Genomic DNA, 26,616 nt, shown 5'->3' with positions numbered 1-26,616 from the left:
CTACACGGAGACCGTCGTCGGCAGCGTCAGTTGTGTATAAGAGACAGCACCCGCCCCACCCGAAGGCGGCCACGATCACCATCAGCAGTGCGACCACCCCGACCGCGAGCCCCAGCACGATCGGGAAGCGGGACGTCGGCAGGTCCTCGCCGCGCCGCATGGCCCGCTCGCAGCGGACCCAGTGGCTGATGGCCCGCAGGGCGCACAGCGCGCCCGCCGCCAGCAGCATGAGCGCCAGCGCGAGCCGTAGCGGGCGGCCGGTCTCCGGGAGGAACTGGTCGACCGCGAACCCGCCGCCCACCAGGGCCATCGCGGTGCGCAGCCACGCCAGGAAGGTCCGTTCGTTGGCGAGCGAGAAGCGGTAGTCGGGGGTGTCGCCCTCCTCCCGCAGCCGCTCCGGCGCGAACCACAGCCGGACGTCCGAGACCGGTGAGGGGCGGCCACCGTCACGCGGCTCGGTGTGGCGGGAAGGCTCCGAGGGCCCGGAAGAATCCGTCACCTTTCGACCTTCTCACGGCGCCACTCCACCAGCCGCCGGTACGCCTCCCACCCGTCCGGCACCCACTCCCACTCCGGCAGCCGCCGCGTCAGCTCCTCCTCGGTGAGAAAGGTGTGCCAGGCGACCTCCTCGGTCTGCGGATCGACCGGCAGCTCGCAGCGCACTTCGTAGACCCGGCTCCACCACGTGTGCTCGGGTGTCTCGTAGAGGAACGAGAACAGCGGTACGGGCGCGGGCAGCCCCCGCACCCCCAGCTCCTCCTCCGCCTCGCGCAGCGCCGCCTCGTCGTAGCCCTCGCCCGCGCCGACGACCCCGCCGACGAACATGTCGTACAGCGAGGGGAAGACCAGCTTCTCGGCGGTGCGGCGATGGACGAAGATCCGGCCCTGGGCGTCCCGCGCCTGGATGAAGACGCAGCGGTGGCGGAGCCGGTGGGCCATCGCGTCACCGCGTCGGGCCTGGCCCACCACGCGATCCCGCTCGTCCACGATGTCCAGCAGTTCGTCGGCGGAAAGCGGTTCCTGATCAGGCATACCGCCATACAAGCAGATCGGGGGCGCGATCAGCGCCGGTGGCCACCGCCGTAGCCGCCCCCGTACTCGCCCCCATAGCCGTTCCCGCCGCCGTAGCCGTTTCCGCCGCCGTTCCCGTGCCCGCCGCCCTGCCCCTGGCCTTGACCCGGCCCGTACGGCCCGGAGCCGCCGTCCTGGCCGCGCTGCCTGGCCTGCTGCTCGGCCCAGCTGTCGAACGCCTCCACCGCGTCCTGCCAGTCGTCGTACTGCCCGGGTCCCCGGGACGACCAGCCCGGCCAGGACGGGGTGGAGCGGCCCTTGCCGGACGACGACGCCGCCGCGGGCTTGTCCGGCGCGGAGTCGCCCGTCGGGGCCTGGGCCGTCGGCTGGGCGGCGGCCGGTGGCTGCGGCTTGGGCTTCTCGGCGCGGGCGCCGCGCAGCGGGGTCTCGCCCTTCGCCGCCTCGGCGTACGGGACGGCGTGGCTCTCGGGCTCGTCCGGCGCGGCCGTCGAGCTGTCGTGGCCGGAGGCGGCCGTCGCCTGACGGGCGTCCTTGCCCATGAGCATGAAGAGCGCGGTGGCCGCGCCGGTGGCCGACAGCAGGATCGCCCCGGCGGCCGCCTTGCGCCGGTTGTCCACCGGGCGGCGGCGGGCGTGCCGGGGCCCGATCACCTCGCCGCGGAGCACCTGTGCCTCGTCCGCGGGCGGCCCGGCTTCGAGGGGCTGCGGGCCGGGCGTGATGAGCGTCGGGTTCACCACACGACGTTCGACATCGGGCCTCGGCCCTGAGTGCTCAACGGAGCGGTCAGCCATGGTCGATGATGATGCCCGTTTGGCCGAACCCTGTCCAATGTCGGTGAACGAATGTGACCTTTTGTTCCACGCCCAGGTTGCGCGGAGGGAGTTGGCCATTCGGCACGGGGCCGACGGCGGTCGGAAACCGCTCCCACACCCGGGTTGACGCCGTACTGGCCGGTAGGCAGGATCGCGGTCATGACGCCGTCGGCACGCCGCCGGCGGGCGTCCGCGGGCTCACGAGAACGGGACACCACACCATGGCGTACGACGCGGATGTGATCGTGGTCGGCGCGGGGCTCGCGGGCCTCGCGGCCACCGCCGAACTGGCCGACGCCGGCCGTAAGGTGATCCTGCTCGACCAGGAGCCCGAGCAGTCGCTCGGCGGCCAGGCCCACTGGTCCTTCGGCGGCCTCTTCCTCGTCGACTCACCGGAGCAGCGCCGCCTGCGCATCCGCGACAGCCACGAACTCGCCTGGCAGGACTGGCTGGGCACGGCCGGGTTCGACCGCGAGGAGGACCACTGGCCGCGCCGCTGGGCCGAGGCGTACGTGGACTTCGCGGCGGGCGAGAAGCGGTCCTGGCTGCACGCCCAGGGGCTGCGGCTGTTCCCGCTGGTCGGCTGGGCCGAGCGCGGCGGCTACGACGCGACCGGGCACGGCAACTCCGTGCCCCGCTTCCACATCACCTGGGGCACCGGACCCGGCATCGTGGCCCCCTTCGAGCGGCGGGTGCGGGCGGCCGTCGCCCGCGGCCTGGTCGAGCTGCGCTTCCGGCACCGGGTGACGGGGCTGGCCCGCAGCGCGGGCACGGTCGACACCGTCACCGGCGACATCCTGGAGCCCAGCCAGGCCGAGCGCGGCTCGCCCAGCGGCCGCGAGGTCACCGGCGCCTTCGAACTGCGCGCCCAGGCCGTGATCGTCACCTCCGGCGGCATCGGCGGCAACCACGACCTCGTCCGCGCCAACTGGCCCGAGCGGCTCGGCTCCCCGCCCGAGCGGATGATCTCCGGGGTCCCGGCCCATGTGGACGGCCATATGCTCGGCATCGCCGAGGGGGCCGGCGGACGGATCATCAACCGCGACCGGATGTGGCACTACACCGAGGGCATCCAGAACTGGAACCCCATCTGGCCCCGGCACGGCATCCGCATCCTGCCCGGCCCGTCCTCCCTGTGGTTCGACGCGCGCGGCAAGCGGTTGCCGGTGCCGCTGTTCCCCGGCTTCGACACCCTCGGCACGCTCGAGCACATCATGCGGACCGGCCACGACTACACCTGGTTCGTGCTCACGCGGAAGATCATCGAGAAGGAGTTCGCGCTCTCCGGCTCCGAGCAGAACCCGGACCTCACCGGCAAGAGCGTCCGCGATGTGATCGGCCGCGGGCGGGCCGGGGCGCCGGGCCCGGTCCAGGCGTTCATGGACCACGGTGCGGACTTCATCGTCGAGCGGTCGCTGCCGGCGCTGGTCCGGCGGATGAACGAGCTCACCAAGGAGCCGCTCATCGACGAGGCCGAACTGCGGCGGGAGATCGTCGCCCGGGATCGCGAGATCGCCAACCCCTACACCAAGGACCTCCAGGTCACCGCCCTGCGCGGGACCCGCAAGTACATCGCCGACCGGCTCATCCGCACCGCCGCCCCGCACCGCATCCTCGACCCCAAGGCGGGTCCGCTGATCGCCGTGCGGCTGCACATCCTGACCCGCAAGACGCTCGGCGGCCTGGAGACGGACCTCTCCTCCCGCGTCCTGACCGAGGGCGGCGAACCGCTGCCCGGCGTCTACGCGGCCGGGGAGGCGGCGGGCTTCGGCGGCGGGGGAGTGCACGGCTACCGCTCCCTGGAGGGCACCTTCCTGGGCGGCTGCCTCTTCTCGGGCCGTACGGCGGGCCGGGCGGCGGCCGAGGCGGTGGGGTAGACGGTAGTGGCGTAACCCCTCGTACGCCGCTCGCCCCCGGAGTCTTACCGAAGTCTGACGAATCCCGGCGGGAGATGGCGCACCACCCCCGCCCGGTGCTCTCATCGATCCATGGACCCCAACACCGGTGCCGGACCGGACGGCGACGGCACGCCCGTCGGCCGGCGCCTCGTCCTCGGCATGCTGGGCCTCGGCGCGGGCGCGATGGCCGCGGCCCCCTGGCTCCAGGGCAGGCTGGAGACCGCCCTGGGCGCGGTGGCCGACAAGGACCCGACGGGGGTGACCGGACTCCTCCCCAACGGCGGCGGCTTCCGCTACTACTCCGTCACCTCCTCCGTGCCCCACAAGGACGCCGACAGCTACCGCCTCACCGTCGACGGACTCGTCGACAAGCCCGGCGCGTACCGCCTCGCCGATCTGCGCGCGCTGCCGCAGACCCGCCTGGTGCGCGATGTCCAGTGCGTCACCGGCTGGCGGGTGCCCGGGACCCCGTTCGAGGGGGTGCGGCTGTCGACGCTGCTCGACGCCGCCGGGGTGCGCCGAGACGCCAAGGCGGTCCGCTTCACCTGCTTCGACGGCGCGTACAGCGAGAGCCTGACCCTCGATCAGGCGCGGCGCCCGGACGTGCTGGTCACGCTGAAGCTGCGGGACAAGCCGCTCGGCCACTCCCACGGCGGGCCGGTGCGGCTGTATGTGGCGCCGATGTACTTCTACAAGTCGGCGAAATGGCTCTCCGGTATAACCGTCACCGATGAGGTGCGGCCCGGCTATTGGGAGGAGCGGGGCTATGACGTCGACGCCTGGGTCGGCAGGTCGAACGGACGCGACGATGACCCCACCGCCTGAGCGGACGACGGCCCCTCCGCCCCGGTCCGGGGAGCGGGACGGCGGGTCCCGGGTGCTCCGGTTCAGCCCCGCCGAGCGCTGGATCCACCGCATCACGGCCCTCCTGCTGGGCGCGTGTGTGGTCAGCGCGGCCTGTCTCTATCTGCCCGCGCTCGCCGAACTCGTCGGCCGCCGCGCGCTCGTCGTCACCGTCCATGAGTGGACCGGCATCCTGACGCCCCTCCCGGCCCTGCTCGGCCTCGTCTCCCGCGCCTTCCGCGCCGATCTCACCCGCCTCAACCGCTTCGGCCCGCACGACCGCCGCTGGCTGCGCGCGGCGCTGCGGCGCGACCACCGGCCCCAGGAGCGCCCGGCGGGGAAGTTCAACGCCGGGCAGAAGCTGTACGCGGGGTACATCGCGGGCGCGGTGCTGGTGATGGCGGGCACCGGGCTGCTGATGTGGTTCACCGGTCTGGCCCCGCTGGTGTGGCGCACCAGCGCCACCTTCGTCCACGACTGGCTGGCGCTGGCCATCGGCATCGTCCTGCTCGGCCACATCGGCAAGGCGCTCGCCGATCCGGAGGCCCGGCGCGGGATGCGCACGGGCCGGGTCGAGCGGGCGTGGGCGGCCCGGGAGCACCCCCTGTGGCGTACGGACGAGGACGCGCGGGAGCGCCGAGAGCGCTGAAGGCGGGCGGGAGCGCCGAGCACGCCGGGGATGCCCGGGACGGCCGCACGGCCACCCGGACCGGGGCGCGGGGCCCCAAACCGGTGGCCACGAACGCCGCGTCCGCTGAACCCGTGACACGCGGTGCCATGATGCGTCGCATGCCAGAGAAAGGTGCAAGAACAACCGTTATGCGGCTTTGGCTGCATGCCGCCGTTTGCCTCGCGGTGATGCTTCCGCTGAGTGGATGCCGCCTGTTCGAGTCCCCGCTGCGGCGCGGCGGGCTCTGGGTGAACCCGGACAGCCCCGCCGCCCGGCAGGCTCATGAACGAGAACACGAGGGAAAGAACGGCGACGCCGCGCTCATCCGGCAGATCGCCCAGCAGCCGGTCGCGGAATGGTTCGGCCCCGCGCCGCCCCGGGAACGGGCCCGCTCCATCACCGAATCGGCGGCGCGGACCGGGTCCACCCCGGTTCTGGTGGCCTATCACATCCCGTACCGCGACTGTGGGCGGTACTCGGCGGGCGGCGCGCGGAGCCGCACGGCCTACCGGAGGTGGATTGAGCAGTTCACCCTCGGCATCGGCGATCGCAAGGCGATCGTCGTCCTGGAGCCCGACGCGGTGGCCCAGCTGGTCGACCGCTGTGTGCCGCGCGGGCTGCGCAAGGCCCGGCTGGAGATGCTCCGCGACGCGGTCGCCCTGTTCGCCGCGCTGCCCCACGTCAAGGTGTACCTGGACGCGGGGAACCCGAGCTGGATCAAGAATCCCGCCCGGCTGGTGCGGCCGCTGCGCGAGGCCGGTATCGAGCAGGCGGACGGCTTCGCGCTGAACGTCTCCAACTTCCAACCGACCCGCCGCACCAAGGCGTACGGCCATCGGCTGTCCACCGCCCTCGACAAGGCCCACTTCATCATCGACACCAGCCGCAACGGCAACGGCCCGCTGCGGGCCCACGGCGCGGCCCGGCACGGCGTCCGGGCCCGGGACTCCTGGTGCAACCCGCCGGGGCGGGCGCTGGGCGAGCCGCCCAGCACCCACACCGGGGACCCCCTCGTGGACGCCTATCTGTGGATCAAACGGCCGGGGGAGTCCGACGGCACCTGCAACGGCGGCCCTCCGGCGGGCCACTGGTGGACCAAGTACGCCCTCGACCTGGCCCGTAACGCCCCCCACCGCCACTAGGGTCCTTCTGACGGATCTCCGCGGCGCCGTCGTGGCCGGTCGCCCACGCGGCGGAGCCGCATATTGCCACAGCCGCGGCGGAGCCGCACATCGACACAGCCCCGCGCCCCTTCGGGGCGCCTTTCGAACCGCAGCCGACTTCCGCCGATCCGCTCAGGGCTCAACGGACCCGAGCCGCCGGTCACAGCGCGCAGACCGGGGCCTTCTCCCTGTCCCCGCCCTTCTCCTTGTCCTTCGGTGTCGCGCAGGGGCTGGCCGCGTCGCGCGCCGTCGGCACCGTGCCACGCGCCGGACGCTTCCGGTCGCGGTGCAGCAGCCCCACCGACCAGATCGCCACCGGAGCCAGACACAGGGCCAGGGCGAGCACCGCCCAGACCCGCATCACCGCATGGGTGTGACCCAGGAAGAACGAGCCGACCAGCGAGGAGCCGAACACCCCCGCCCACAGCAGATGGATACGGAACGTGGAGAGCCGGTCGGGGCTGGACGAGTCGCCCTTGGGCGTGACCACGAACCGGCTGGTGCGCCGCAGCACCGCGTCGCACAGCGACTTGGCGTAGATCGGGGCGGACAGCGCCGAGAGCAGCATCCCGGCCAGCCCGCCGGAGCCCTCCGGCTCGTGCGGGGAGACATTGTGCCGCCGGTTCCAGACGTACAGCCCGATCTGCAGCATCGCCGCGTCGCTGTAGAGCATCATCCACATCTCGGCCGGGATGTGGATCCCGGCGGCGCCCAGCACCAGGAACAGCGCGCAGGACAGCGCGGAGAGGAGCCAGTTGACCGCGGTCATCGGGTAGTACGCGATCATCAGCGAGTAGTTCAGCAGCTTGCCCGGCGACAGGGTGAACGGCCCCTTCCAGAACTGCTTGAGCACGGTTTCGTAGGTGCCGCGGCTCCACCGCATCTGCTGGGTGAAGAAGTCCGTCCAGGTGCTCGGCCCCTCGCCGACCGCGAGCACATCGGGGGTGTAGACCGAGCGCCACTTCTTCCGGGTCGCCGGGTTGCGGTGGCGGTGCAGCTCGAATCCGGTGGCCATGTCCTCGGTGATCGAGTCGTACAGACCGCCGATCGAGCGCAGCGCGCTGATCCGCACCGCGTTGTTGGTGCCCACGAACATCGGGCCGCCATAGGCGTTTCCGGCCCGCTGGATCAGTGCGTGGAAAAGGAACTGCTGGCTTTCGGCGGCCTTGGTGACCGGGGTGTCGTAATTCCCGTAGACCTGCGGGCCGACCACGAAGGCGATATCCGGATCCCGGAAGTAACCCAGCATGCGCTCCAGGAAGTTGGGCAGCGGCACATGGTCGGTGTCCACACACGCCATGAATTCATAACCGTCGCCGTGCGCGTCCAGCCAGGCGTTGTAATTCCCGTGCTTGGTCCGCGCCCGGAAAGCGCCCTTCGGCTGGTTCCACTTCTCGATGCCCTTGCGCGAGAAGTGCCGTACGCCCAGCCGCTTGCACAGCGCCTTGACCTCGTCGTCGTCCCCCTCGTCGAGCAGCCAGACGTCCAGCGGCCCGGTGTGCCGGATCCGCACCGCCCCCTCCAGCGTGGCCCGGACCATCGCGATCGGCTCCTTGCCGGGCACGAAGCTGGTCAGGAACGCCACCCGGGTCCCCGGCTCGGCCACCACCGGCACCGGATCCCGCGCCACCAGCGTGGCATGGGCGTTGGAGACGACCGTGAACAGGCGAAACCCCTCGATCAGCGCGATCGAGACCAGCATCGCCAGGTCCGCCGCCCGCTGCCACCCCGGCGCGTAGTCGCGCTGCACCCAGTGGTCGGGGTGGAGCAGCCACAGCAGCAGCACCGCCGAGCACATCGGCGCCGCGCACAGCAGCAGCGCGGCACGGATCCGGTGCGGCTCCTGCGCCAGCAGGCTCCGGCAGCGCACCCGGTAGGGGCGGTCCGCGGGGGCCTTGGTCAGCGGGCCCGCCAGTTCGCTGTACCGCTTGTACTCGTACACCGGGGCGGGACGGTGGTGCGGGACGCGGGAATCCGACGCGGTACGCGCGGGCGGCGGCCCGGCTACGGCGCGTGCGGTGGTTTTCCGGGGGGAATCTCTGACGGGGGTCGGTGCAGACATCTGGGCACTCCCGCGGGGCTGGCTCGAACCGAATATCGCGCCACGATGACCCATACGGGCCATATTCTTCAGGTCATCGCGCGAGATGAGAAGGTAACAATCCCATGGGTCATGAGCGTGTACATCGGATATTCGGCGCGCCTTTGTCGACGGTCCGTAAGGCATCCACTCCGACGGCCCAGCGGCGCGCGTCTTACGTGATTTACATCCCGCCGTCTGGCAGGGTCGGCACCGATCGAAGCCCATCGGAATACGGAGGATGGGGCGCAGTCGCCCGATGAGAGTCCTGCACATCATCTCCCGCCTCGGGGCCGGAGGAGCCGAACAGCAACTGCGGCTGCTGCTGCGCCATATGCCGGTGCGCTGTGACGTCATCGCCCTCTCGGGCCCCGGCGCCACCGCGCACGGCATCCGCGCGGACGGCATCCCGGTCACCCATCTGCCCCTGGGCGGCGGGCGCGAGCGGCAGCTCACCACCGTGCCCAGGCTGGTGCGGATCATCCGGTCCGGCGGCTACGACCTGGTGCACACCCATCTGTACCGGGCGTGTGTGCTCGGCCGGATCGCCGCCCGGCTGGCCGGGGTGCGGGCGGTGATCGCCACCGAACACGGCCTGGGCGAGCGGCGGATCGACGGCCGTCCGCTCAACGCCGCCCTCCGCGCCCGCTATCTCGCCGCCGAGCGGCTGGGCTCGGCGACCGTCGCCGTCTCGGCCGCCGTGGCCGACCGGCTGCGCGACTGGGGCGTGCCCAACCGCCGGATCCATCTGGTGCCCAACGGGATCGACGCCCGCCACTTCCGCTTCGAGCCGACCGCGCGGGCGGCCGCCCGCGCCCGACTCGGCATCCCCGACCGGGCCTTCGTGGTCGGCGGGGTGGGCCGACTGGTGGCGGACAAGCGATTCGACACGGCGGTGCGGGCCGTCGCCGAGGTGCCGGACGCCCGGCTGCTGCTGGTCGGCGAGGGCCCCGAGCGCCCCGCCCTGGAGGACCTGGCCGCCCGGCTCGGCGTGGCCGACCGGGTCCGGCTGCTGGGGGAGCGCGACGGCGCGGTGGCCCCGGCCGACGACCGGCCCGCGGGGCTGCCCGCGCTGCTGGCCGCCATGGACGTCCTGGTCTCGCCGTCCGCCGAGGAGGCGTTCGGCCTCGCCGCACTGGAGGGGCTCGCGGCCGGGCTGCCGGTGCTGCACACCGTCTGCCCCGCCCTCGACGAACTCCCCGACGGTGCCGCGCCCGGCGCCCGCCGCATCGCCTCCGGCCCGGCCGCCCTCGCCGCCGCCCTGCGCGCGCAGGCCGCCCAGGGCCCCCTGCGCTTCCCGGTCCCGGACGCCGTCGACCGCTACGACATCGCCCGCGGCGCCCGCCGTCTGATGGACCTCTACGACCGCACCACCACCTGCGGCCCGGACGGCTGTCTGCGGGTGCCGCCGGTCAGCCGCATGCCGCGGCGCGGCGCGCCCGCGGGCTGAGACGCCCCATGCGACGGGGAATCAGCCGCGTGGCGCGGACTCGCCGTCGCCGTCGGGGACCGGGACCAGGCCGCGCGGCAGCTCCGGCACATGCCGAAGAGTCAGCTTTTGCCGCCCGGAGCGTCGGCCACGCTCAATGCCGATGCGCGGTGTGCCCGCGGGCTCAGGCCGCGCTCGCGCTTGAAGGCGGCGCTGAGGGCGAACGCGCTGCCGTAGCCGACCCGCCGGGCCACCGCCGATAGGGTGTGCTCCGGATCCCGGAGCAGATCCGCCGCGAGCGCCAGCCGCCAGCCGGTCAGATACGCCATGGGCGGCTCGCCCACCAGCGCGGTGAAGCGGCGGGCCAGCGCCGCCCGCGACACACCCGTCTCGGCGGCGAGCCCGGCCACTGTCCACGGATGGGCCGGGTTGTTCTGCAGCAGCCGCAGGGCACGGCCCACCACCGGGTCGCCCAGCGCCCGGTACCAGCCAGGCGCCCGGGCCTCCGGCCGGGAGAACCAGGCCCGCAGCATGGAGATCAGCAGCAGATCCAGCAGCCGGTCCAGGACCGCCTCCTGCCCGGGCTCGTCCTTGACGATCTCCTCGCCGAGCCAGGGCATCAGGGGGCAGTCCCACATCCCGCCGTCCAGCGCCAGCAGCGGGGGCAGCGCGTCCAGCAGCCGCCCGCTGATCTCGCCGTCCAGCAGATAGCTGCCGATGAGCATCGTGGCCGCGCCGTCCGGGCTGTTGCCCCAGGTGCGCACCCCCAGCGCCATCGCCTCGGCCAGATCGACGCCGTCCGCCGTGCGGCACACCTCACCGGGGAGGATCCACGCCTGCGGCGCGGTCGCGGGGTCGTCGGCCACCGTGTACGGATCGGGGCCGCGCGCGATCGCCACGTCCCCCGGGCGCAGCCGCACCGCCTCGCCCGTGTCCGGTACCACCCACGCCTCGCCGCGCGCCATGGTCATCACACACAGCGGGGCCCGGTCCTCGATCCGCACCGCCCAGGGCGGCTCCATCACGACCCGCAGCAGGAAGGCCCCCCGGGCCCGCGGGCCGTCCAGCAGACTCGCCAGCGCGTCCATGGCGCACAGCGTAGACGCTCGCGCATGCGGCGGAGCCTCTCGGCCATGGCCCGTCTCACCGCCCGCGAGTTGACTGGCCGTATGACGACACAGCCCACGCAAACAGAGGCCACGGAAACGCAGCCCACGCGATCACAGCCCACAGGGCGCACGACCGTCCTGGTACTCGGCGGCACCGGCAAGACCGGCCGCCGGGTCGCGGACCGGCTGAGCCGGGCCGGACACCCGGTACGGATCGGCTCCCGGTCCGGTGAGACGCCGTTCGACTGGGAGGACCCGCGAACCTGGGAGCCCGCGCTGGACGGCGCCGCCGCCGCGTACATCGCCTACTACCCGGATGTCTGCGACCCGGGCGCTGCGACCACCCTCCGCGCCTTCGCCCAACGGGCGGCCGAGCGCGGCACCCGGCGGCTGGTGCTGCTCTCCGCCCGGGGCGTGGAGGCGGCGCTGCCCGCCGAGGAAGCGGTGCGGGTGCCCGGCGTGGCGGCGACCGTGCTGCGGGCGAGTTGGTTCTTCCAGAACTTCGACGAGGGCATTCTGCGCGCCGGGGTGCTCGACGGTGAGATCGTCTTTCCGGCCGGGGACGTCAAGGAGCCCTTCGTGGACGCCGACGACATCGCCGAGGTCGCGGTCGCGGCGCTGACCGGGGACGGACCCGGAGACCGGACGTACGAGATCACCGGGCCGAGGCTGCTGACCTTCGCCGAGGCGGCCGCGGAGATCGCCGGGGCGACGGGCCGCGCGGTGCGCTATGTGCCGGTCTCCGCCGAGAGTTACGGGACCGCGCTGGTGCGCGACCACGGGCTGCCGGACGAGCTGGGGGCGTTTCTGACCGAGCTGTTCGCCACCTTGCTGGACGGGCGCAACGCGCATCTGACGGACGACGTCCGGCGCGTCCTGGGGCGCGGGCCCGGGGACTTCGCGGACTACGCGCGGCAGGCCGCGCGGGGCGGGGTCTGGGCCGGCTGAAGCGCGACGCACACCGCTGCCTTCCGCGGGGTGTCTGCCTTCCGCGGAGTGTCTGCCTTCCGCGGGGTGTCTGTCTTCCGCCGGGGGTCAGGGGAGTGGCTGTTCGGTCCAGATGCACTTGCCGGTGGGCGTGTAGCGGGTACCCCAGCGCTGGGAGAGGGCCGAGACCAGCTGGAGCCCGCGCCCGCCCTCGTCGGTCTCCGCGGCATGGCGGATCCGGGGGGTGGTCAAGGAGCCGTCGGTCACCTCGCAGATCAGCCCCTCGCCGCGCAGCAGCCGCAGCTCGATCGGGCCCCTGCCGTGCCGGATCGCGTTCGCGACCAACTCGCTGACCAGCAGCTCCGCGGTGGGGGTGAGCGGAGCCAGCTCCCAGCGGATCAGCTGGTCCCGGACGTGATCGCGCGCCTCGCCCGCGGCGATCGGCCCCTCGGACAGCGGCCATACGGCGATGTGGTCGGGGGCGAGCGCATGGGTGCGGGCGATGAGCAGTGCCGCGTCATCGGCGGTGAGCTGCTTCTCCGGCAGCAACTCGGCCAGCACCTCGTCGCACAGCCGCTCCAGCGACGCGTTCTCGCCCCGGTCTCCGTCGCGCCGGGCGTCCCCCGGGCCGGGTGCGCGGGCCGCGCTGGACAGCGCGCTCGCCAGGTGCCGCATCCCGCGGTCGATGTCCCGGGCGGCGGATTCCACCAGACCGTCGGTGTACAGCACCAGCAGACTGCCCTCCTCCAGACTCATTTCGGTGGTCTCGAACGGCGGCTGGGCCGCGCCCAGCGGTGGATCGGGGGCGCCGCCGGCGAAGCGGACCGGGTGGCCGGGGCGTACGACGGCCGGGGGTGGATGTCCGGCGCTGGAGAAGACGCAGGTGGCGCCGACCGGGTCGTACACGGCGTACAGGCAGGTCGCGTAGAGGTTGTCGCCCAGCTCGCTCACCACGTCGTTGAGGCGGGTGAGCAACTCGGCGGGCGGAAACTCCAGTTCGGCCAGGGTGTTCACGGCGGTGCGCAGCCGGCCCATGGTGGCCGCCTCGGACAGCCCGTGACCCATCACATCGCCGATGACCAGGGCCACCCGGGCGCCGGACAGCGGGATCACGTCGTACCAGTCACCGCCCACGTCGATGCCCTCGCTGGCGGGCAGATAGCGTGCGGCGGTGGTGACCGAGGACAGCGACGGCAGAGCACGCGGCAGCAGCCCCCGCTGGAGCTCCTTGGCCCGGGTGTGCTCCAAGTCGTACAGCCGGGCGCGCTCGATGGCCTGCCCCATCAGTCCGCTGAGCGCGGTGAGCAGGGCCCGCTCCTCCGCGTCGAGCCGGCGCGGCTCGGCGAAGGCGACCACCGAGCAACCGACGTTCCGGCCGGAGACGATCAACGGCAGAAAGGCCCATGCCTGCTTCCGCGCCGCGGCGGGCCGCCCGGCCATGGTGGGATAGCGCGCGGTGTACTCCTCGGCCGACTCGACGAAGGCCGGCGCCCCGGTCTGGTACACCTCCGCGACCGGCGACACATCATGGATCGAGGCCCCGTCGATCGACTCCAGGAAGGGCTGCGGATAGCCGACGGCCCCGGCGATCCGGATCACGCTGCCCTCGATGAGCTGCACCACGATCCCCGAGGCGCCGAACGGCGGCAGCACCCGGTCGGCGATGGCGTTCACCACGTCGCGCATCGTCAGCGCCTGCGCGAGGGCGTCGGTCAGCTCGCCGATCCGCGCGGTGCGCTCGGCCGCCGCGCGCTCGGCCGCGGCCCGCTCCGCCTCCCGCGCCCGGCTCGCGGTGATATCGGCGGCGTAGACCGTGAGCCCGTTCGGCACCGGGACCAGCCGCATGGAGTACCAGCGCTGATTGGTGGGCCAGCGCACCTCGAACCCGACCGGGGTGCCGCTCTCGGCGGCCCGCCGGTAGCGGCTCCGCAGGCCCGGTTCCGCTTCGTCGACGCTCAGCCGCGCGAAGGCGTCCCACAGCGTCCGGCCGAGAGTCGTCCGAGCGGTGCCGAGCAGCCGCTCCGCCTCGCCGTTGACGAAGGTGATGCGCCAGTCGCCGTCGACCGCGAAGAACGCGTCGCTCATATGCCAGAGCGCCTGGCTCACCTGGTCGTCCGCCAGCAAAGCGCCGGTGCCGTCCCGGTCCTGGTCCTGGTCCTGGTCCTGGTCGGGAGGGTCTTCCCGCAGCCGCGGGGCGGCCCACGCGGCCAGCGCCTCGACGGCTGCCCACCGCTCCGGCGCGGGCCGCTCGGCCGGGATCATCAGCACCGAAAGCGCGCCGGTGACCCCCTCCGGCGCGATCAGCGGAACCGCCAGCAGCCCGCTTCCGGCGGGCAGCGCCGGGCCCCTGCCGTCCCCGGCGCCGAGGGCCGGCGCCCACACCGGTGTGCCCTGGGCCATCGCGCGGGCCGGGGCGCTGGCGCCGGCCGGCTCGACCTCCGCCCAGTCCCGGGCGACCGTACGGATCAGCCCGTGCACCGCCGTGAGCAGCAGTGACCGGGCGCCGGGGCCGCGCAGATGCACCATGCCGCCGAGTCCGCCGGTCTCCGTCACGGCGTGGTCGAGCGCGAATCCGAGCAGATCGGGGCCGCTCAGCCCGTCACCCGCCTCGGTGATCATGCGTATCCGTGCGGCGATGGCGTCGTCCATGCCCATGGGGAAAATTTACTCCCTCTGGGGTGTATTCCAGGGATTGTGCTAATCCGTCGGGCGGCGGTCCACCGGGGTCAGCGGGGACCAGACGGGCAGTGTGGTGCGGCGCGGTCCCGACCAGGGGGCCGGGACCGCGTCGATGTCCCGCGCCAGCCGATAGGCGAGCGTCTCGTAGTTCACCCGCCAGCCGCGGAAGTGCGGCCATGCCTCCTCCACGGTGCGCTCCATCGGATAGCCGTGGGCGCGCATTCGCTCCACCCCGAGCAGGAAGTCCTGGTAGCCGAGCCGCACCGGATCGTCCGGATGCGGGTCCACGTCGTACGGGATGCCGCGCATATCGGCGATGTCGCGCAGGCAGACGAAGCCCGCCCGCAGCACCAGCCGGGTCCGGGCCTGTGGCTGCGAGGGGTTGAAGGCCGCCCGCAGCGCCGCCGCGTCCAGCACCGCCAGCAGGGCGATCAGCCAGTTGCGGTCGGCCTTGGGGGAGCGGAAGTGGATCAGGACCGGATAGGTGGTGTGGGTCTCGCTCACCACGGCGCACCACTGCTCCCAGCCGCGGAAGAGGTCGCCGATGTTGTCCAGCAGACCCACCTGGGCGTAGCGGGCGAGGATCTCCGGGCCCCACGGCGGGGCGCCCGCCCGGGTCTGCAACAGGGTGGCCTGGGTCTCGCGGCGCTGATAGGCGTTGTAGAGGGTGGGCAGATAGCCGATCTGCAGACCGACCACGATGGGGCCGGTGGCCGCCGCGCAGAAGTCGATGGCGGTCAGACTGGCCCGGCGGCTGCTGGCGAAGCCCAGGGTGAAGAGCGAGGACCCGGCCTCGTAGATCCCCTCATGGACGTCCAGCCCGCTCACCCCGGCCTCCAGCAGCCCATAGCCGATCATGAAGGAGAGCAGCCAGCCCAGCAGTGTGATCACGATGGACACCGGCGCCACCGGGGCCAGCACCCGGTCCTTCGCCTCGATACCGTGCAGCCGGTCGGCCAGGAAGCGGAAAGGCCGGCTGACCGAGCGCTGGACGAACCCGGTGAACCCGGCGGGGGTCGGCCGGGGGATGACCAGGGTGCGCAGCACCGAGGAGAAGATTCCCAGCACGATGACGGCGCCGATGATGCCCAGCAGTACTCGCACCGCGCTTCCGTTCCGCCCACGTCATGTCGTGAACATCTCGGGGTGCTCGCGGACGTACTCCCGCACCCCGGTCGCGGGCCTTCCCGTGATCGTCTCGATGTCGTCGGTCCAGCGGTCGTAGCGGTTCTCCGCATGCAGCCGCGCCATTGTGGCGAGGTGGTCGAAGAGGTGGTCGGGCAGGTCCAGCGCCGTCAGGTCGTGGTTGACCCAGGCCTCGTAGGAGACGTCCACATAAGAGACCGGCCGGCCGAGCGCGTCGGCGAACTCCTTGGCCATGGTGGTCATGTCGACCGAGGCCGGGCCGGTCAGATGGTAGGTCCTGCCGATGTGCGAGGAGGGATCCACCAGGATCGCCGCCACCACCGCGGCGACGTCCCGCGCCGCGACCGGGGAGGTGCGCCCGGTGCCGAACGGCAGCCGGATCGTGCTCTCCTCCGCGATGGAGCGGTAGACGAAGGTCGTGAAGAGCGGATTCTCCAGGAAGACGGTGGGCCGGAGATGGGTGACGGGCAGCCCGGACCAGTTGAGCGCCTGCTCGGCCAGCCAGTGCTCCCGCTGCTGCGTCGACTCCGAGGTGCTGGTGAGGTCCATCTGGGAGACCGTCATCTGCGACATGTTGACCAGCGCGTCCAGCCGCGCGTAGTCGCGGGCGACCGCCGCCGTGGTCATCGTGGCCTCCAGGTACTTCGGTGAGACGCTCATGCCGAAGTACATCCGCCCGCAGCCGTCCAGCACGCGGGCCACATCCGGGGCGCGGGTCAGATCGCCCGCCACCACCTCCGCGCCCGTGGCGCGCAGGGCCTCGGCCCGCTCGTCCTCCCGGTGGACCATGGCGCGCACGGGCAGTTCGCGGCGGCGCAGCTCCTCCACCACGGTGCGGCCGACGGCCCCGATACTGCCCGCGGCGCCGGTCACCAGGATCGGTGCTCCGGGCATGGCTAGGACACCAACTTGTCGAGGGTGATGGGCAGTTCGCGGATCCGGACACCGGTGGCGTGGTGCACGGCGTTGGCGATGGCCGCGGCGGTGCCCGTGATGCCCACCTCGCCGAGGCCCTTGGCCCCCATGGGGTTGGTGTACGGATCGGACTCGTCCACCCAGTGGGCCTCGACCGAGTGGACATCGGCGGCGGAGGCGATGTGGTACTGGGCGAAGTCCTGGTTGACCACATGGCCGAACCGCGGGTCCAGCACGCTGTGTTCGTACAGCGCCATCGAGATCCCCTGGGTCATTCCGCCGATCAGCTGGGAGCGGGCCGTCTTGGGGTTGATGACCCGGCCCACGTCGAACATCCCCAGCAGCCGCGCCACCCGCACCTCGCCGGTGTCCTCGTCCACCCGTACCTCGGCGAACTGGGCGCCGAAGCTGTGCATCGCATAGCGCTCGGCCTCCGGATTGCCGCCGGGCAGCTCCGCGGTGACCTCCAGCCCCTCCGACGGCGCGATACCGCCGTGCTCGGTCTGCAGCCGGGCCCGCAGCCGGTCCGCCGCCTCCCAGATCGCGGTGCCCCAGCTGTTGATGCCCGCCGAGAACCCGGCGACCGAAGCGGCCGGCAGCGCCGTGTCCCCGATCCGCATCTCCACCTGCCCGACCGGGACGCTCAGCGCGTCCGCGGCGATCTGGGTGAGCGCCGTCCAGGTGCCGGTGCCCAGGTCGGCGGCGGCGATCCGGACCGTGTAGTGGCCGTCCGGGGCGAGCCGGATCGTGGCCGCGTTGCCGGGGAAACGGGGGGAGGGGTACGTCGAGGCGGCCACTCCGGTGCCCACCAGCCAGCGCCCCTCGCGCTGTGAACGGGGTACCGGGTCGCGCCGGTCCCAGCCGGCCCGGCGGGCGCCCTCGCGCAGACAGCCCGTCAGATGGCGGCTGGAGAACGGCAGCCCGGACTCCGGATGCACCTCCGGCTCGTTGCGTATCCGGAACTCCACCGGGTCGAGACCGCAGGCGATCGCCATCTCGTCCAGCGCCGACTCCAGCGCGAACATCCCCTGCGCCTCGCCCGGCGCCCGCATGATCGTGGGCACCGGGACATCCAGCGGGGCCAGCCGGTGGGTGGTGCGCCGGTGCGGCGCCGCGTACATCAACCGGGAGCAGACGGCCACCTGCTCCGCGTACCCCTTGGCCTTGGCGGTCTGCTCGATCACCTCGTGGGAGAGCGCGGTGAGCCTGCCGTCCCGGCCGGCGCCCAGCCGGATCCGCTGGATCGACGCCGGGCGGTAGCCGACCAGGGCGAACATCTGCTGCCGGGTCAGCGAGAACTTGACCGGCCGCCGGACCATCCGGGCCGCCATCGCGGCGAGCACGGCGTACGAGTGGGGGTAGACCTTCGAGCCGAACGCGCCCCCGACATGCGGGGAGATCACCCGCACCCGCCCCGGCTCCAGCCCCAGCACCCCGGAGATCAGGGCCTGGCTCATGGAGGCGCCCTGGGTGGAGCAGCGCACGATCAGCTCACCGTCCAGCCAGGTGACCACGGCGGTGTGCGGCTCCATCGGGTTGTTGTGGTACATCGGCGTGGAGTACGTGGCGTCCACCATGGTCGGCGACGCCGCCAGCGCCGTATCGACGTCCCCCAGCACACTGTCGGCGGGCGAGCCGTCCTGCAGCTCTCCGCCGCCCGAGCCGAACGCGGCGGCGTGCACCGGGGAGTAGAGGTCGCCGCGGTCGGCGCGCAGCACCACATCGGGGAGCCGGCTCTCGTAGTCCACGCGGACGAGCCCCGCCGCGCGACGCGCGGTCTCCAGGCTCTCGGCCACCACCGCCCCGATGAACTGGCCGCGCCAGGCGACCTCGTCGGTCTGGAGCACCGCGAGCTCCGGATCGTCCGGGCGGGTCAGCGTGGGGGCGTTGAGATGGCTGAGCACCGCCAGCACCCCCGGCTCCGCCTCCGCGAGCGCGCTGTCCACCCCGGTGATCCGCCCGGCGGCGATGGTGGACTGCAGCGGATACAGATAGACGGGCTGGTCGAGGGGCCATTCATAGGCGTAGGTGGCGGTGCCGGTGACCTTCTGCACACCGTCGATACGGTCCATCGGGACGCCGATGGCGCGGGGGCGTGCCGTGACGTCGCTCATCGCGCCTCCTCCAGCAGCTCCAGCAGGGTGCTGACCATCGTGTTGCGGGCGAGCGGGACCTTGAAGGCGTTGCCCGGCAGCGGCCGCGCCGCGGCCAGCTCGGCGGCGGCCGCGTCCACGAAGCTCTCCCGCGTGGCGGGCGCGCCGCGCAGCACCGCCTCGGCCGTGATGGCCCGCCAGGGCTTGTGCGCCACCCCGCCCAGCGCGATGCGCGCGTCCCGTACCGCCCCGTCGGTGACCTCCAGCGCGGCGGCGACCGAGACCAGCGCGAAGGCGTACGAGGCGCGGTCGCGCACCTTGCGGTAGCGGGAGCGGGTCGCGGCGTGCGGGGGCGGCAGCTCAACCCCGGTGATCAGCTCACCGCGCTCCAGGACGGTGTCGCGGTCGGGAGTGTCCTCCGGCAGCCGGTGCAGCTGGGCCAGCGGGATCCGCCGCTCGGCGGCCGGACCGGCCACCGTCACCACCGCGTCCAGCGCGGCCAGCGCGACGGCCATGTCGGAGGGGTGGGTGGCCACACAGGCGGGGGAGGCGCCCAGGATCGCCATATCGCGCTGATAGCCCTGCACCGCCGAGCAGCCCGAGCCCGGTATGCGCTTGTTGCAGGGGGTGGTGACGTTCTGGAAGTACGGGCAGCGGGTGCGCTGCAGCAGATTGCCGCCGGTGGTGGCGAGGTTGCGCAGCTGGCCCGAGGCGCCCGAGAGCAGTGCCTGGGAGAGCACCGGATAGCGCCGCCGGACCCGCGGGTCGGCGGCCAGATCGCTGTTGGGCACCGCCGCGCCGATCCGCAGACCCCCGTCGGGCAGCTCCTCGATCCGGTCCGAGGTGAGCCGCCGGACGTCGATCAGCACCTCCGGGGTCGCCACCTCAAGACGCATCAGATCGACCAGATTGGTGCCCCCGGCCAGATAGGCCGCCTCGGGCTCCTTCACCAGGGTGGCGACGGCCGCCGGCACCTCATCGGCGCGTTCGTAGCGAAAGGGCTTCATCGGTGCGCCACCTCCGCGATCGCCGGGACGATGTTCGCGTACGCGGCGCAGCGGCACAGATTGCCGCTCATCCGCTCGGCGATCTCCTCGTCGTCGAGCACCACATCGGTGGCGCCCGGGTCCTTGCTCACGGCGCTGGGCCAGCCCTCCCCGGCCTCCTGGAGCATCCCGGCCGCCGAGACGATCTGACCGGGTGTGCAGTAGCCGCACTGGAAGGCGTCATGGGCGATGAACGACCGCTGGAGCGGATGCAGCTCACCGTCGGTGAGCCCGGCCGCCGTGACGATGTCCGCGCCCTGGTGGGCGACGGCCAGTGCGAGGCAGCCGAGGATCCGGCGGCCGTCGAGCAGCAGGGTGCAGGCGCCGCACTGTCCGTGGTCGCAGCCCTTCTTGGGGCTGGTGTTCCCGAGCTGTTCGCGCAGGGCGTCCAGCAGCGTCGTACGGGTGTCGACGGTGAGGCGGTGCTCGGTCCCGTCCACCCGGAGCTCGATCTCGAGGTCCATGGTCCCTACCCTTGATCGTCGTCCTTCGGAACGTCACGCGGCACCCCCATTCTCAGACATATGCGTACTGATCGCCCGTTCGGCGGTATGGTCACGCCGGAACTCCGTACCGATACGGGCCGCGGCCCACGCCCGGCCGACACCGGTGGACCAGGCCGCGGCCCGGGGCCAGGACCTCCTTCAGGTGTGCTGGATCACGGCTTCCAGATGGGGCAGATAGTGGTCCATGCGGTCCCGCTTGGTGAGCAGATACGGGAGGTTCTCCTTGTGCGGAGTCATCAGCAGCGGCACCTGCTCGCTGATCCGGACGCCGTGCCGCAGCAGCGCGTCCCGCTTCTGGGGATTGTTGGACAGCAGCCGCACGGAGCGCACCTCGAGGTCGTGCAGCACATCCGCCGCCACCTTGTAGTCGCGGGCGTCCGCCGGCAGGCCGAGGGCGAGGTTGGCCTCGACGGTGTCCAGCCCCTCGGACTGGAGCTTCATCGCCTGGAGCTTGGCGAGCAGCCCGATCCCGCGCCCCTCATGGCCCCTCAGATACACCAGAACGCCCCGGCCTTCGGCCACGATCGCCTTCAGCGCCGCGGAGAGCTGGTCGCCGCACTCGCAGTGACGGGAGCCGAACGCGTCTCCGGTGAGGCACTCGGAATGCAGCCGGGTAAGCGCTTCCTCCCCGCCGACATCGCCGTATACGAGCGCTATTTGTTCATCACCGCGCACGAGGTCCCGATAGCCGATCGCGAGAAAGTCGCCATGCTTCGTGGCCAGCCGGACATTCACCACTCGTTCGACACCCGAGGTGCGGGTGCCGACATCGAACACGCCATCACTTTCTGTCATGTCCCGATCTTATCTGGAAAACCACCGCCCTTGTACAGGAGAATGAGAAAGCCGCAGCAACAAGCTGTCTGGCCGACGCATGAAAGGTCCACGAGATATGAGCGGTTCGGGAACGCGCCCGCAGGCCGGCATGGTGTTGCCGACACGGACGACGGAGGAAGTGCGGGCCGACCGGGCCGATGTCGCCGTTCTTCCCGTAGGCAGCTTCGAACAACACGGCGCATTTCTCCCACTGGTGACCGACACGGTCATCGCCTGCACGGTCGCAGGGGAGATCGCGGCCGCGTATCCGGTGCTCCAGCTGCCTCCGGTGACGGTCTCCTGCTCCCATGAACACGCCGCCTGGCCAGGGACGGTGTCGATTTCCGCGGCCACCCTCTACGCCGTCGTCCGCGATATCGCGGACTCGCTCAGGCGCTCGGGTATACGCGGTCTGATTCTGGTGAACGGACACGGCGGAAATTACGTACTGCGCAACATCGTTCAGGAATCCGCGGGCAGTGACTTCCGCATGGCGCTATTCCCCGGATCGGCCGACTGGGAGGCCGCCAGGACGCGCGCCGGAGTACGCACCCCGGCCAACAGCGATATGCACGCGGGCGAACTGGAGACATCGATCCTCCTGCATGCCCATCCGGAACTCGTACGGCCCGGTCATGAAACCTCCGACTGGATATCCGACGATCGGAAACATCTGCTCACCCTCGGTATGTCCGCCTATACCGAGTCCGGGGTCGTCGGCCGTCCGTCCAGGGCGTCCGCGGATAAGGGAAAGGAACTTCTGGCCGGGCTCGTCGACTGCTTCGCCGAGTATCTTTCCCTGGTCGGTGCCGAGAAGGAGGCGTGATGACCTTCTTGGAGACGGAAGAGGCATGGGAGCGGCTGCGCTCCGTCCGGACCGAGGCGGACGCGGGGGCCGCCGGTCTGGTCCGGGGCCCGGACGGCCGGTGGCGGTGGAGCGAGGCGGCCTCGCCGGAGGCCCGGCTCCTGGCCGACCGCTATCTCCCGCTGTGCCTGGCCGGGCCGCGGCTGACCATCGCTCAGCTCGGCCAGAGCCTGGACGGCTTCATCGCCACCCGCACCGGTGACGCCGACTATGTCACCGGCGAGGAGGACCGCCGCCATCTCCACCGGCTGCGCGCCCTCGCCGACGCGGTGGTCGTCGGGGCCGGCACCGCCGTCGCGGACGACCCCCAGCTGACCGTGCGCGCCTGCGCGGGCACCCACCCGGTGCGGGTCGTCCTCGATCCGCGCGGACGGGTGCCGCTCGACCGACGGGTGTTCACCGATGGCTCAGCTCCGACCCTGTGGGTGGTGGGCACCACCGGCGAGCGCCGGCCGGCGCCGCCGGACGGCGTGGACGTGCTGACGCTCAACGACCCGGACGCCTTCGCCCCCCACCACCTGGTGCGGGCGCTCGCGCGGCGCGGGCTCGGCCGGATACTCGTCGAGGGCGGCGGGGTCACCGTGTCGCGTTTCCTGCACGCGGGGGCGCTGCACCGGCTCTACGTCACCGTGGCCCCCGTCCTGCTCGGCGACGGCATCCCCGGGCTGCGCTTCGACGGGACGACGGTCATGCGGGACGCGCTCCGCCCGCCCGTCCGCCGCGACACCCTCGGCGAGGACACCCTCTTCGAACTCGACCTGTCGGCCCCGCAGCCGGCCGCACCACTGGACGGCCAGCACCACGACACCGGGGAGGCTCGCGGCGAAGGTGAGCACCCCGTAGACCACGGCCACGGTCAGCCCCTGGCTCGCGCCGAGGCCCGCGGCGCCGAAGGCCCAGGCGGTCACGCCCTCGCGGGGGCCCCAGCCGCCGACGTTCAGCGGCAGGGCCATGGCGATCAGGGCGAGCACCATCAGCGGCACCAGCTCGGTCAGCGGGGCGTCTGACCCCGCCACCCGCGCGGCCAGGACGAACGTCGTCAGATGCCCGGCCAGCACCACCACCGAGGAGATCACCACCCCCGGCCAGCTGCCCCGGGCCAGCAGCCCGCGGCGCGCCTCGAGGAGCGCGCCGCGGACCGCGCCCCGCCGCCGCCCGGCCACCGGTGCCGCGTGGCGGCGGCGCCGGACGGCCACCACCGCGAGGAGTGACAGGACGCCCACCGCGGCCAGCACCCATGCCGCGGTCGGCCCGCCGATCAGCCGGCCGGTGTGCTCCAGGGCCGGCGAGGGGTGGGCCAGCAGGATCGCCACCCCCACCGCGATCAGCACCACCTGGCCCGCGACCCGCTCCAGCACCACCGCGCGCACACCCCGGCCGACATCCCCCGAGTCCCGCCCGTGCCGCACCGCGCGGTGCACATCGCCGAGGACCCCGCCGGGCAGCGCGGCGTTGAGGAACAGCGCGCGGTAGTAGTCGGCGACGGCTGGGCCCAGCGGCAGCCGGATCCGCAGCCCCCGCGCCACCAGACACCAGCGCCAGGCGCTGAAGACCGTGGTGAGCAGGCCGAGACCGACCGCCGCCAGCAGGGTGAGCCCGTCGATGGTGCGCAATCCCTCAACGAAGGCCCCGGTGCCCAGCCGCCACAGCACCACCCCGAGGATGGCGACGCCCGCGGCCGTCCCGAGCCGGGCCCGCAGCGCGCCGGTCACGCGGCCGCCCCCAGCGTGCGGGGCGCGGGCAGCGCCAGCAGATCGCGGTGGTGCACCACCACCCGCAGCGCGCCCGCCGCGGCCATCGCCAGCCGGCGGCGCAGATACGCCTCGGCGTGCGCGCCGAGCTCCGGCCGGTGCTCCACGGCCGCGCCCACCCAGCCCCGCAGCCACTCGGCCGTCAGCGCGGAGTGCTCGGCGCCCAGCACCCAGGGGCTGGCGTGGGTCCGTACCGTCGCGCCGTGCCGGGCGAACGCCTCGGAGGCCACCGCCATCGCGTCGGGACCCACCAGACCGCCGCGCCGCTGATGGGCGTTGAACGCCTCGGTGATCTCCGCGTCCATCGGGTCGGCCGGGGTGAGCTCGACCCGCCCCACCACGGACAGCGCCAGCAGCGCCGGGCACTCCGCCTCGGCGCACGCCGCGGCGATCCCGTCCACCTCCTCGGGGGTGAGCACGTCCAGCAGCGCGGACGCCGTCACCAGCGAGGCGCCGTCCAGCGTGCTCGCGGTCAGCCGGGAGAGGTCGCCGCGCGCCGTCGCGACGGTGATGCGGCTGCCGTCGGTGGCCGCCCGGGGCATCCGCACCGCCGCCCGGTCCAGCAGATCGGGGTCGCGGTCGTGCAGGATCCACAGCTGCGGGCCGCTCAGCCGGGGCGCCAGCCAGCGCCCCATGGAGCCGGTGCCGCAGCCCAGGTCGTGGATCACCAGCGGCGGGCCGGACAGCTGGGGGCCGAGCGCCTCGAGGAGTTCGGGGGAGCGGGCCGCCGCGTCGGCGCCCTCCCGCAGCTCCAGCCAGTCGGGGGTGTAACGCGGTACGTCGGTCGTCTTCACGCGGCCCTCCGCGGTTCGTCTCGGAGCTGTTCCAGCGCACCGGCCAGATTGCGGGTGGTGTTCTCCCACCCGGCCAGCGCGGTGCGCCGCTCATGCGCGGCGGCGGTGAGCCGGCGGCGCGTACCGGGGTCGCCCAGCCAGCGGCGCAGCGCCGCCGTGAGCGCGTCGGGGTCGTCCGGGTCGACGAGGATGCCCGGCACCCTGCCGTCGGGTGCCTGCCCGACCGCCTCCGGGACCCCGCCGACGGCCGTGGCCAGCACCGGGATCCCCCGGGCGAGCGCCTCGGTCACCGCCATGCCATAGGTCTCGGCGTACGAGGCGAGCACCATCGCGTCGGCGGAGGCGTAGCCGGCGTCCAGCTCGGCGCCGGTCCTCGGGCCGAGCAGATGCACCCGGTCGGCCACGCCCAGCTTCTCGACCAGCTCCCGGAGCCGGGCGGCGTACTCCGGGTCCTGCTCGAGGGATCCCACACAGTCGCAAGCCCAGGGCAGATCGTCGATCCGCGCGAGCGCCTCCACCAGCCGCAGCTGCCCCTTGCGCGGGGTCACCGAGGCCACGCACAGCAGCCGTGAGCCGTCGCCGCCGGAGGAGGCGAGCGGCGCGATGTCGGCGCCGGGCGCCGCCACATGGACCCGGTCCGGGACCAGCCCGTGCAGATCCACCAGCCGCCCGGCCGCCCAGGCGCTGGTGGCCACCACCGTCCGCGCCGCGCGCAGCGTCCGGCCCTCCAGCGCCTTCAGATCCTCGGCCCGGCCGGGCGCCAGCCCCGTCTCGTCGCTCAGCGGCAGATGCACCAGCACCGACAGCCGCAGCCGCTGGGCCTGCGGAACGACGATGTACGGGAGCGCGCAGGCCACCAGCCCGTCGAGCAGGACGAGCGTGCCGTCCGCCAGCGTGGTCAGGAGCCGGGCCAGCTCGGCGCGGGCGGCCGGGCCCGGCTGGGGCCAGTCGCCCGCGATGGCGTGCTCCTCGACCCGCCAGCCGGAGCCGGGCAGATCCCGGCAGATCCGCCGGTCGTAGACGTTGCCGCCGCTCGGCGCGGCCGGGTCGGCCACGCCGCCGGGCATCACGAAGTGCACCGTGCGCGGTGCGGCCGGGTTCATAGGCCACGCTCGTAACTCGCCCAGGCGACATGCGACTCATGCAGGGTGACGGTGATCCCGGACAGGCCCCGGGCGCCCTCGCCCAGCGCCCCCGAGCGCACCCGTGTCGCGAGGCGGTCGGCGATCACCTTGGCGAGGAACTCGGTGGAGGTGTTGATCCCCTTGAAGTCGGGTTCGTCGTCGAGGTTGCGATAGCTGAGCGCGCCGCACACCTCCCCCAGCTCACGGGTGGCCAGGCCGATGTCGACGACGATGTTGTCGTCGTCCAACTCGGCACGGCGGAAGGTGGCGTCCACGAGGAACGTCGCCCCGTGCAACCGCTGCGCGGGTCCGAAGACCTCGCCGCGAAAACTGTGAGCGATCATGATGTGATCGCGAACGGTGATGCTGAACAACGGATGACCCTCCAGATACGGCGCGTCGGGCCCTCAGCCGGGGCACGCCCTCTAGTACGGCCGTCGCGTTCCCCGTGTTCAGCCGGGCGACACGGCAGATTCCGCGTCGTAGCGAACCCGGTGGCACAGCCCCGGAATCTCGCCCGAGGCGAGCCTCGGAAGCACCTCGGGAAGCTCCTCGAAACCGCATTCGCCGGTGACGAGGGCGTCGAAGGCGGGATCGGCGAGCAGTTCGAGCGCCAGCGCCATCCGGTCGCCGTAGGAGCGGCGGGCGCCCCGGGCCGGAGACACCGTCCCCACCTGGCTGCTGCGCACCGTGAGCCGCCGGGAGTGGAATACCTCGCCCAGCGGCAGGCCGATCCGCCGGTCCCCGTACCAGCTCAGCTCCAGCACGGTGCCCTCCGGGGCGAGGAGCTCCAGAGAGCGCGCGAGCCCCTGCTCGGTGGCGCTGGCGTGCACCACCAGATCGAGGTCGCCCGCCGCCTCCCCGGGGAGCGCGAAGTCCACCCCGAGCGCCCGCGCGACCTCGGCGCGCGCCGGCTCG

Annotated in this window: 22 protein-coding genes and 3 pseudogenes; 8 read left to right on the top strand and 17 right to left on the bottom strand. The window is 72.9% G+C overall.

Annotation, left to right across the window (positions count from 1 at the left end):
- The 3 genes from GWI24_RS14160 to GWI24_RS14150 all read right to left on the bottom strand — a co-directional run.
- The coding region (locus GWI24_RS14160) for a YidH family protein (RefSeq protein ID WP_247616332.1) at positions 1 to 412 on the bottom strand (412 nt) is incomplete at its 3' end.
- A gap of 83 nt (positions 413 to 495) precedes the next feature.
- On the bottom strand, positions 496 to 1,032 hold the full coding sequence (locus tag GWI24_RS14155) for an NUDIX domain-containing protein (RefSeq protein WP_210946305.1): 537 nt from the start codon (positions 1,030 to 1,032) through the stop codon (positions 496 to 498).
- 29 nt (positions 1,033 to 1,061) lie between these two features.
- On the bottom strand, positions 1,062 to 1,766 hold the full coding sequence (locus GWI24_RS14150) for a hypothetical protein (protein WP_210946304.1): 705 nt from the start codon (positions 1,764 to 1,766) through the stop codon (positions 1,062 to 1,064).
- 299 nt (positions 1,767 to 2,065) lie between these two features.
- Between GWI24_RS14150 and GWI24_RS14145 the strand changes: the two genes are divergently transcribed.
- The 4 genes from GWI24_RS14145 (at position 2,066) to GWI24_RS14130 (ending at position 6,397) form a co-directional block, all read left to right on the top strand.
- The gene (locus GWI24_RS14145) at positions 2,066 to 3,721 is read left to right on the top strand and encodes an FAD-binding dehydrogenase (RefSeq protein WP_210946303.1); all 1,656 of its coding nucleotides are present in this window, start codon (positions 2,066 to 2,068) and stop codon (positions 3,719 to 3,721) included.
- A 111-nt stretch (positions 3,722 to 3,832) separates the two neighbouring features.
- The gene (locus GWI24_RS14140) at positions 3,833 to 4,567 is read left to right on the top strand and encodes a molybdopterin-dependent oxidoreductase (protein ID WP_210946302.1); all 735 of its coding nucleotides are present in this window, start codon (positions 3,833 to 3,835) and stop codon (positions 4,565 to 4,567) included.
- Positions 4,551 to 5,234, top strand: coding sequence for a cytochrome b/b6 domain-containing protein (locus GWI24_RS14135; RefSeq protein ID WP_247616329.1), 684 nt, complete (start codon positions 4,551 to 4,553; stop codon positions 5,232 to 5,234). The genes GWI24_RS14140 and GWI24_RS14135 overlap by 17 nt, the downstream gene beginning before the upstream one ends.
- A gap of 140 nt (positions 5,235 to 5,374) precedes the next feature.
- A complete protein-coding gene (locus GWI24_RS14130) occupies positions 5,375 to 6,397 on the top strand; it encodes a glycoside hydrolase family 6 protein (RefSeq protein WP_210946300.1) in 1,023 nt (340 codons plus the stop codon).
- 181 nt (positions 6,398 to 6,578) lie between these two features.
- Here the strand turns inward: GWI24_RS14130 and GWI24_RS14125 are convergent, their stop codons facing one another.
- On the bottom strand, positions 6,579 to 8,480 hold the full coding sequence (locus GWI24_RS14125; RefSeq protein ID WP_210946299.1) for a glycosyltransferase family 2 protein: 1,902 nt from the start codon (positions 8,478 to 8,480) through the stop codon (positions 6,579 to 6,581).
- A gap of 277 nt (positions 8,481 to 8,757) precedes the next feature.
- Here GWI24_RS14125 and GWI24_RS14120 point away from each other — a divergent pair, with 277 nt between their 5' ends.
- Positions 8,758 to 9,948 carry a glycosyltransferase gene (locus tag GWI24_RS14120; protein WP_210946298.1) on the top strand — a complete coding sequence of 397 codons (1,191 nt, stop codon included), beginning with the start codon at positions 8,758 to 8,760 and terminating at the stop codon, positions 9,946 to 9,948.
- A gap of 101 nt (positions 9,949 to 10,049) precedes the next feature.
- Here GWI24_RS14120 and GWI24_RS14115 read toward each other — a convergent pair whose 3' ends face one another.
- Positions 10,050 to 11,015, bottom strand: coding sequence for an AraC family transcriptional regulator (locus tag GWI24_RS14115; protein ID WP_210946297.1), 966 nt, complete (start codon positions 11,013 to 11,015; stop codon positions 10,050 to 10,052).
- Positions 11,016 to 11,096: 81 nt separating this feature from the next.
- Here GWI24_RS14115 and GWI24_RS14110 point away from each other — a divergent pair, with 81 nt between their 5' ends.
- On the top strand, positions 11,097 to 11,984 hold the full coding sequence (locus GWI24_RS14110; protein WP_247616327.1) for an NmrA family transcriptional regulator: 888 nt from the start codon (positions 11,097 to 11,099) through the stop codon (positions 11,982 to 11,984).
- A gap of 87 nt (positions 11,985 to 12,071) precedes the next feature.
- Here the strand turns inward: GWI24_RS14110 and GWI24_RS14105 are convergent, their stop codons facing one another.
- The 7 genes from GWI24_RS14105 to ribA all read right to left on the bottom strand — a co-directional run bounded on the left by GWI24_RS14105 (position 12,072) and on the right by ribA (position 21,143).
- Positions 12,072 to 14,618, bottom strand: coding sequence for a SpoIIE family protein phosphatase (locus GWI24_RS14105; RefSeq protein WP_210946295.1), 2,547 nt, complete (start codon positions 14,616 to 14,618; stop codon positions 12,072 to 12,074).
- A 42-nt stretch (positions 14,619 to 14,660) separates the two neighbouring features.
- Positions 14,661 to 15,746 carry a hypothetical protein gene (locus GWI24_RS14100; RefSeq protein ID WP_210946294.1) on the bottom strand — a complete coding sequence of 362 codons (1,086 nt, stop codon included), beginning with the start codon at positions 15,744 to 15,746 and terminating at the stop codon, positions 14,661 to 14,663.
- Positions 15,747 to 15,767: 21 nt separating this feature from the next.
- Positions 15,768 to 16,682, bottom strand: a complete 915-nt coding sequence (locus tag GWI24_RS14095; protein WP_210946293.1) for an NAD(P)H-binding protein — start codon at positions 16,680 to 16,682, stop codon at positions 15,768 to 15,770.
- Between the two features lie 2 nt (positions 16,683 to 16,684).
- Entirely contained in the window at positions 16,685 to 18,817 is a 2,133-nt protein-coding gene (locus GWI24_RS14090; RefSeq protein ID WP_210946292.1) for a xanthine dehydrogenase family protein molybdopterin-binding subunit, read from the bottom strand.
- Positions 18,814 to 19,803, bottom strand: a complete 990-nt coding sequence (locus tag GWI24_RS14085; protein ID WP_210946291.1) for a xanthine dehydrogenase family protein subunit M — start codon at positions 19,801 to 19,803, stop codon at positions 18,814 to 18,816. The genes GWI24_RS14090 and GWI24_RS14085 overlap by 4 nt, the downstream gene beginning before the upstream one ends.
- Positions 19,800 to 20,306 (bottom strand): (2Fe-2S)-binding protein, encoded by a 507-nt coding sequence (locus GWI24_RS14080; RefSeq protein WP_210946290.1) that lies wholly within the window; start codon positions 20,304 to 20,306, stop codon positions 19,800 to 19,802. The genes GWI24_RS14085 and GWI24_RS14080 overlap by 4 nt, the downstream gene beginning before the upstream one ends.
- A gap of 180 nt (positions 20,307 to 20,486) precedes the next feature.
- Positions 20,487 to 21,143, bottom strand: a complete 657-nt coding sequence (ribA, locus tag GWI24_RS14075) for a GTP cyclohydrolase II (protein WP_210946289.1) — start codon at positions 21,141 to 21,143, stop codon at positions 20,487 to 20,489.
- 97 nt (positions 21,144 to 21,240) lie between these two features.
- Between ribA and GWI24_RS14070 the strand changes: the two genes are divergently transcribed.
- Both GWI24_RS14070 and GWI24_RS45175 read left to right on the top strand, forming a co-directional pair.
- Positions 21,241 to 21,990 (top strand): creatininase family protein, encoded by a 750-nt coding sequence (locus GWI24_RS14070; RefSeq protein WP_210946288.1) that lies wholly within the window; start codon positions 21,241 to 21,243, stop codon positions 21,988 to 21,990.
- A pseudogene (locus GWI24_RS45175) lies at positions 21,990 to 22,625 on the top strand (RibD family protein); the annotation flags it as partial. The gene GWI24_RS14070 and the pseudogene GWI24_RS45175, both read left to right, overlap by 1 nt.
- A gap of 276 nt (positions 22,626 to 22,901) precedes the next feature.
- Here GWI24_RS45175 and GWI24_RS45170 read toward each other — a convergent pair.
- From GWI24_RS45170 to GWI24_RS14045, 5 genes and pseudogenes are all read right to left on the bottom strand, one after another.
- Positions 22,902 to 23,681: pseudogene (locus tag GWI24_RS45170) on the bottom strand (YbhN family protein); the annotation flags it as partial.
- 56 nt (positions 23,682 to 23,737) lie between these two features.
- Positions 23,738 to 24,643, bottom strand: coding sequence for an SAM-dependent methyltransferase (locus GWI24_RS14060; RefSeq protein WP_374103302.1), 906 nt, complete (start codon positions 24,641 to 24,643; stop codon positions 23,738 to 23,740).
- Complete coding sequence (locus GWI24_RS14055) at positions 24,571 to 25,677, bottom strand: glycosyltransferase family 4 protein (protein WP_210946285.1); 1,107 nt, start codon at positions 25,675 to 25,677, stop codon at positions 24,571 to 24,573. The genes GWI24_RS14060 and GWI24_RS14055 overlap by 73 nt, the downstream gene beginning before the upstream one ends.
- The gene (locus tag GWI24_RS14050; protein WP_210946284.1) at positions 25,674 to 26,072 is read right to left on the bottom strand and encodes a 6-carboxytetrahydropterin synthase; all 399 of its coding nucleotides are present in this window, start codon (positions 26,070 to 26,072) and stop codon (positions 25,674 to 25,676) included. Before GWI24_RS14050 ends, GWI24_RS14055 begins: the two co-directional genes overlap by 4 nt.
- A 78-nt stretch (positions 26,073 to 26,150) precedes the next feature.
- Positions 26,151 to 26,616: pseudogene (locus GWI24_RS14045) on the bottom strand (dehydrogenase); the annotation flags it as partial.

The organism is Streptomyces sp. MK37H, from assembly GCF_018035285.1.
Classification (GTDB): domain Bacteria; phylum Actinomycetota; class Actinomycetes; order Streptomycetales; family Streptomycetaceae; genus Streptomyces; species Streptomyces endocoffeicus.
This window is presented reverse-complemented; position numbering and strand designations above follow the sequence as displayed.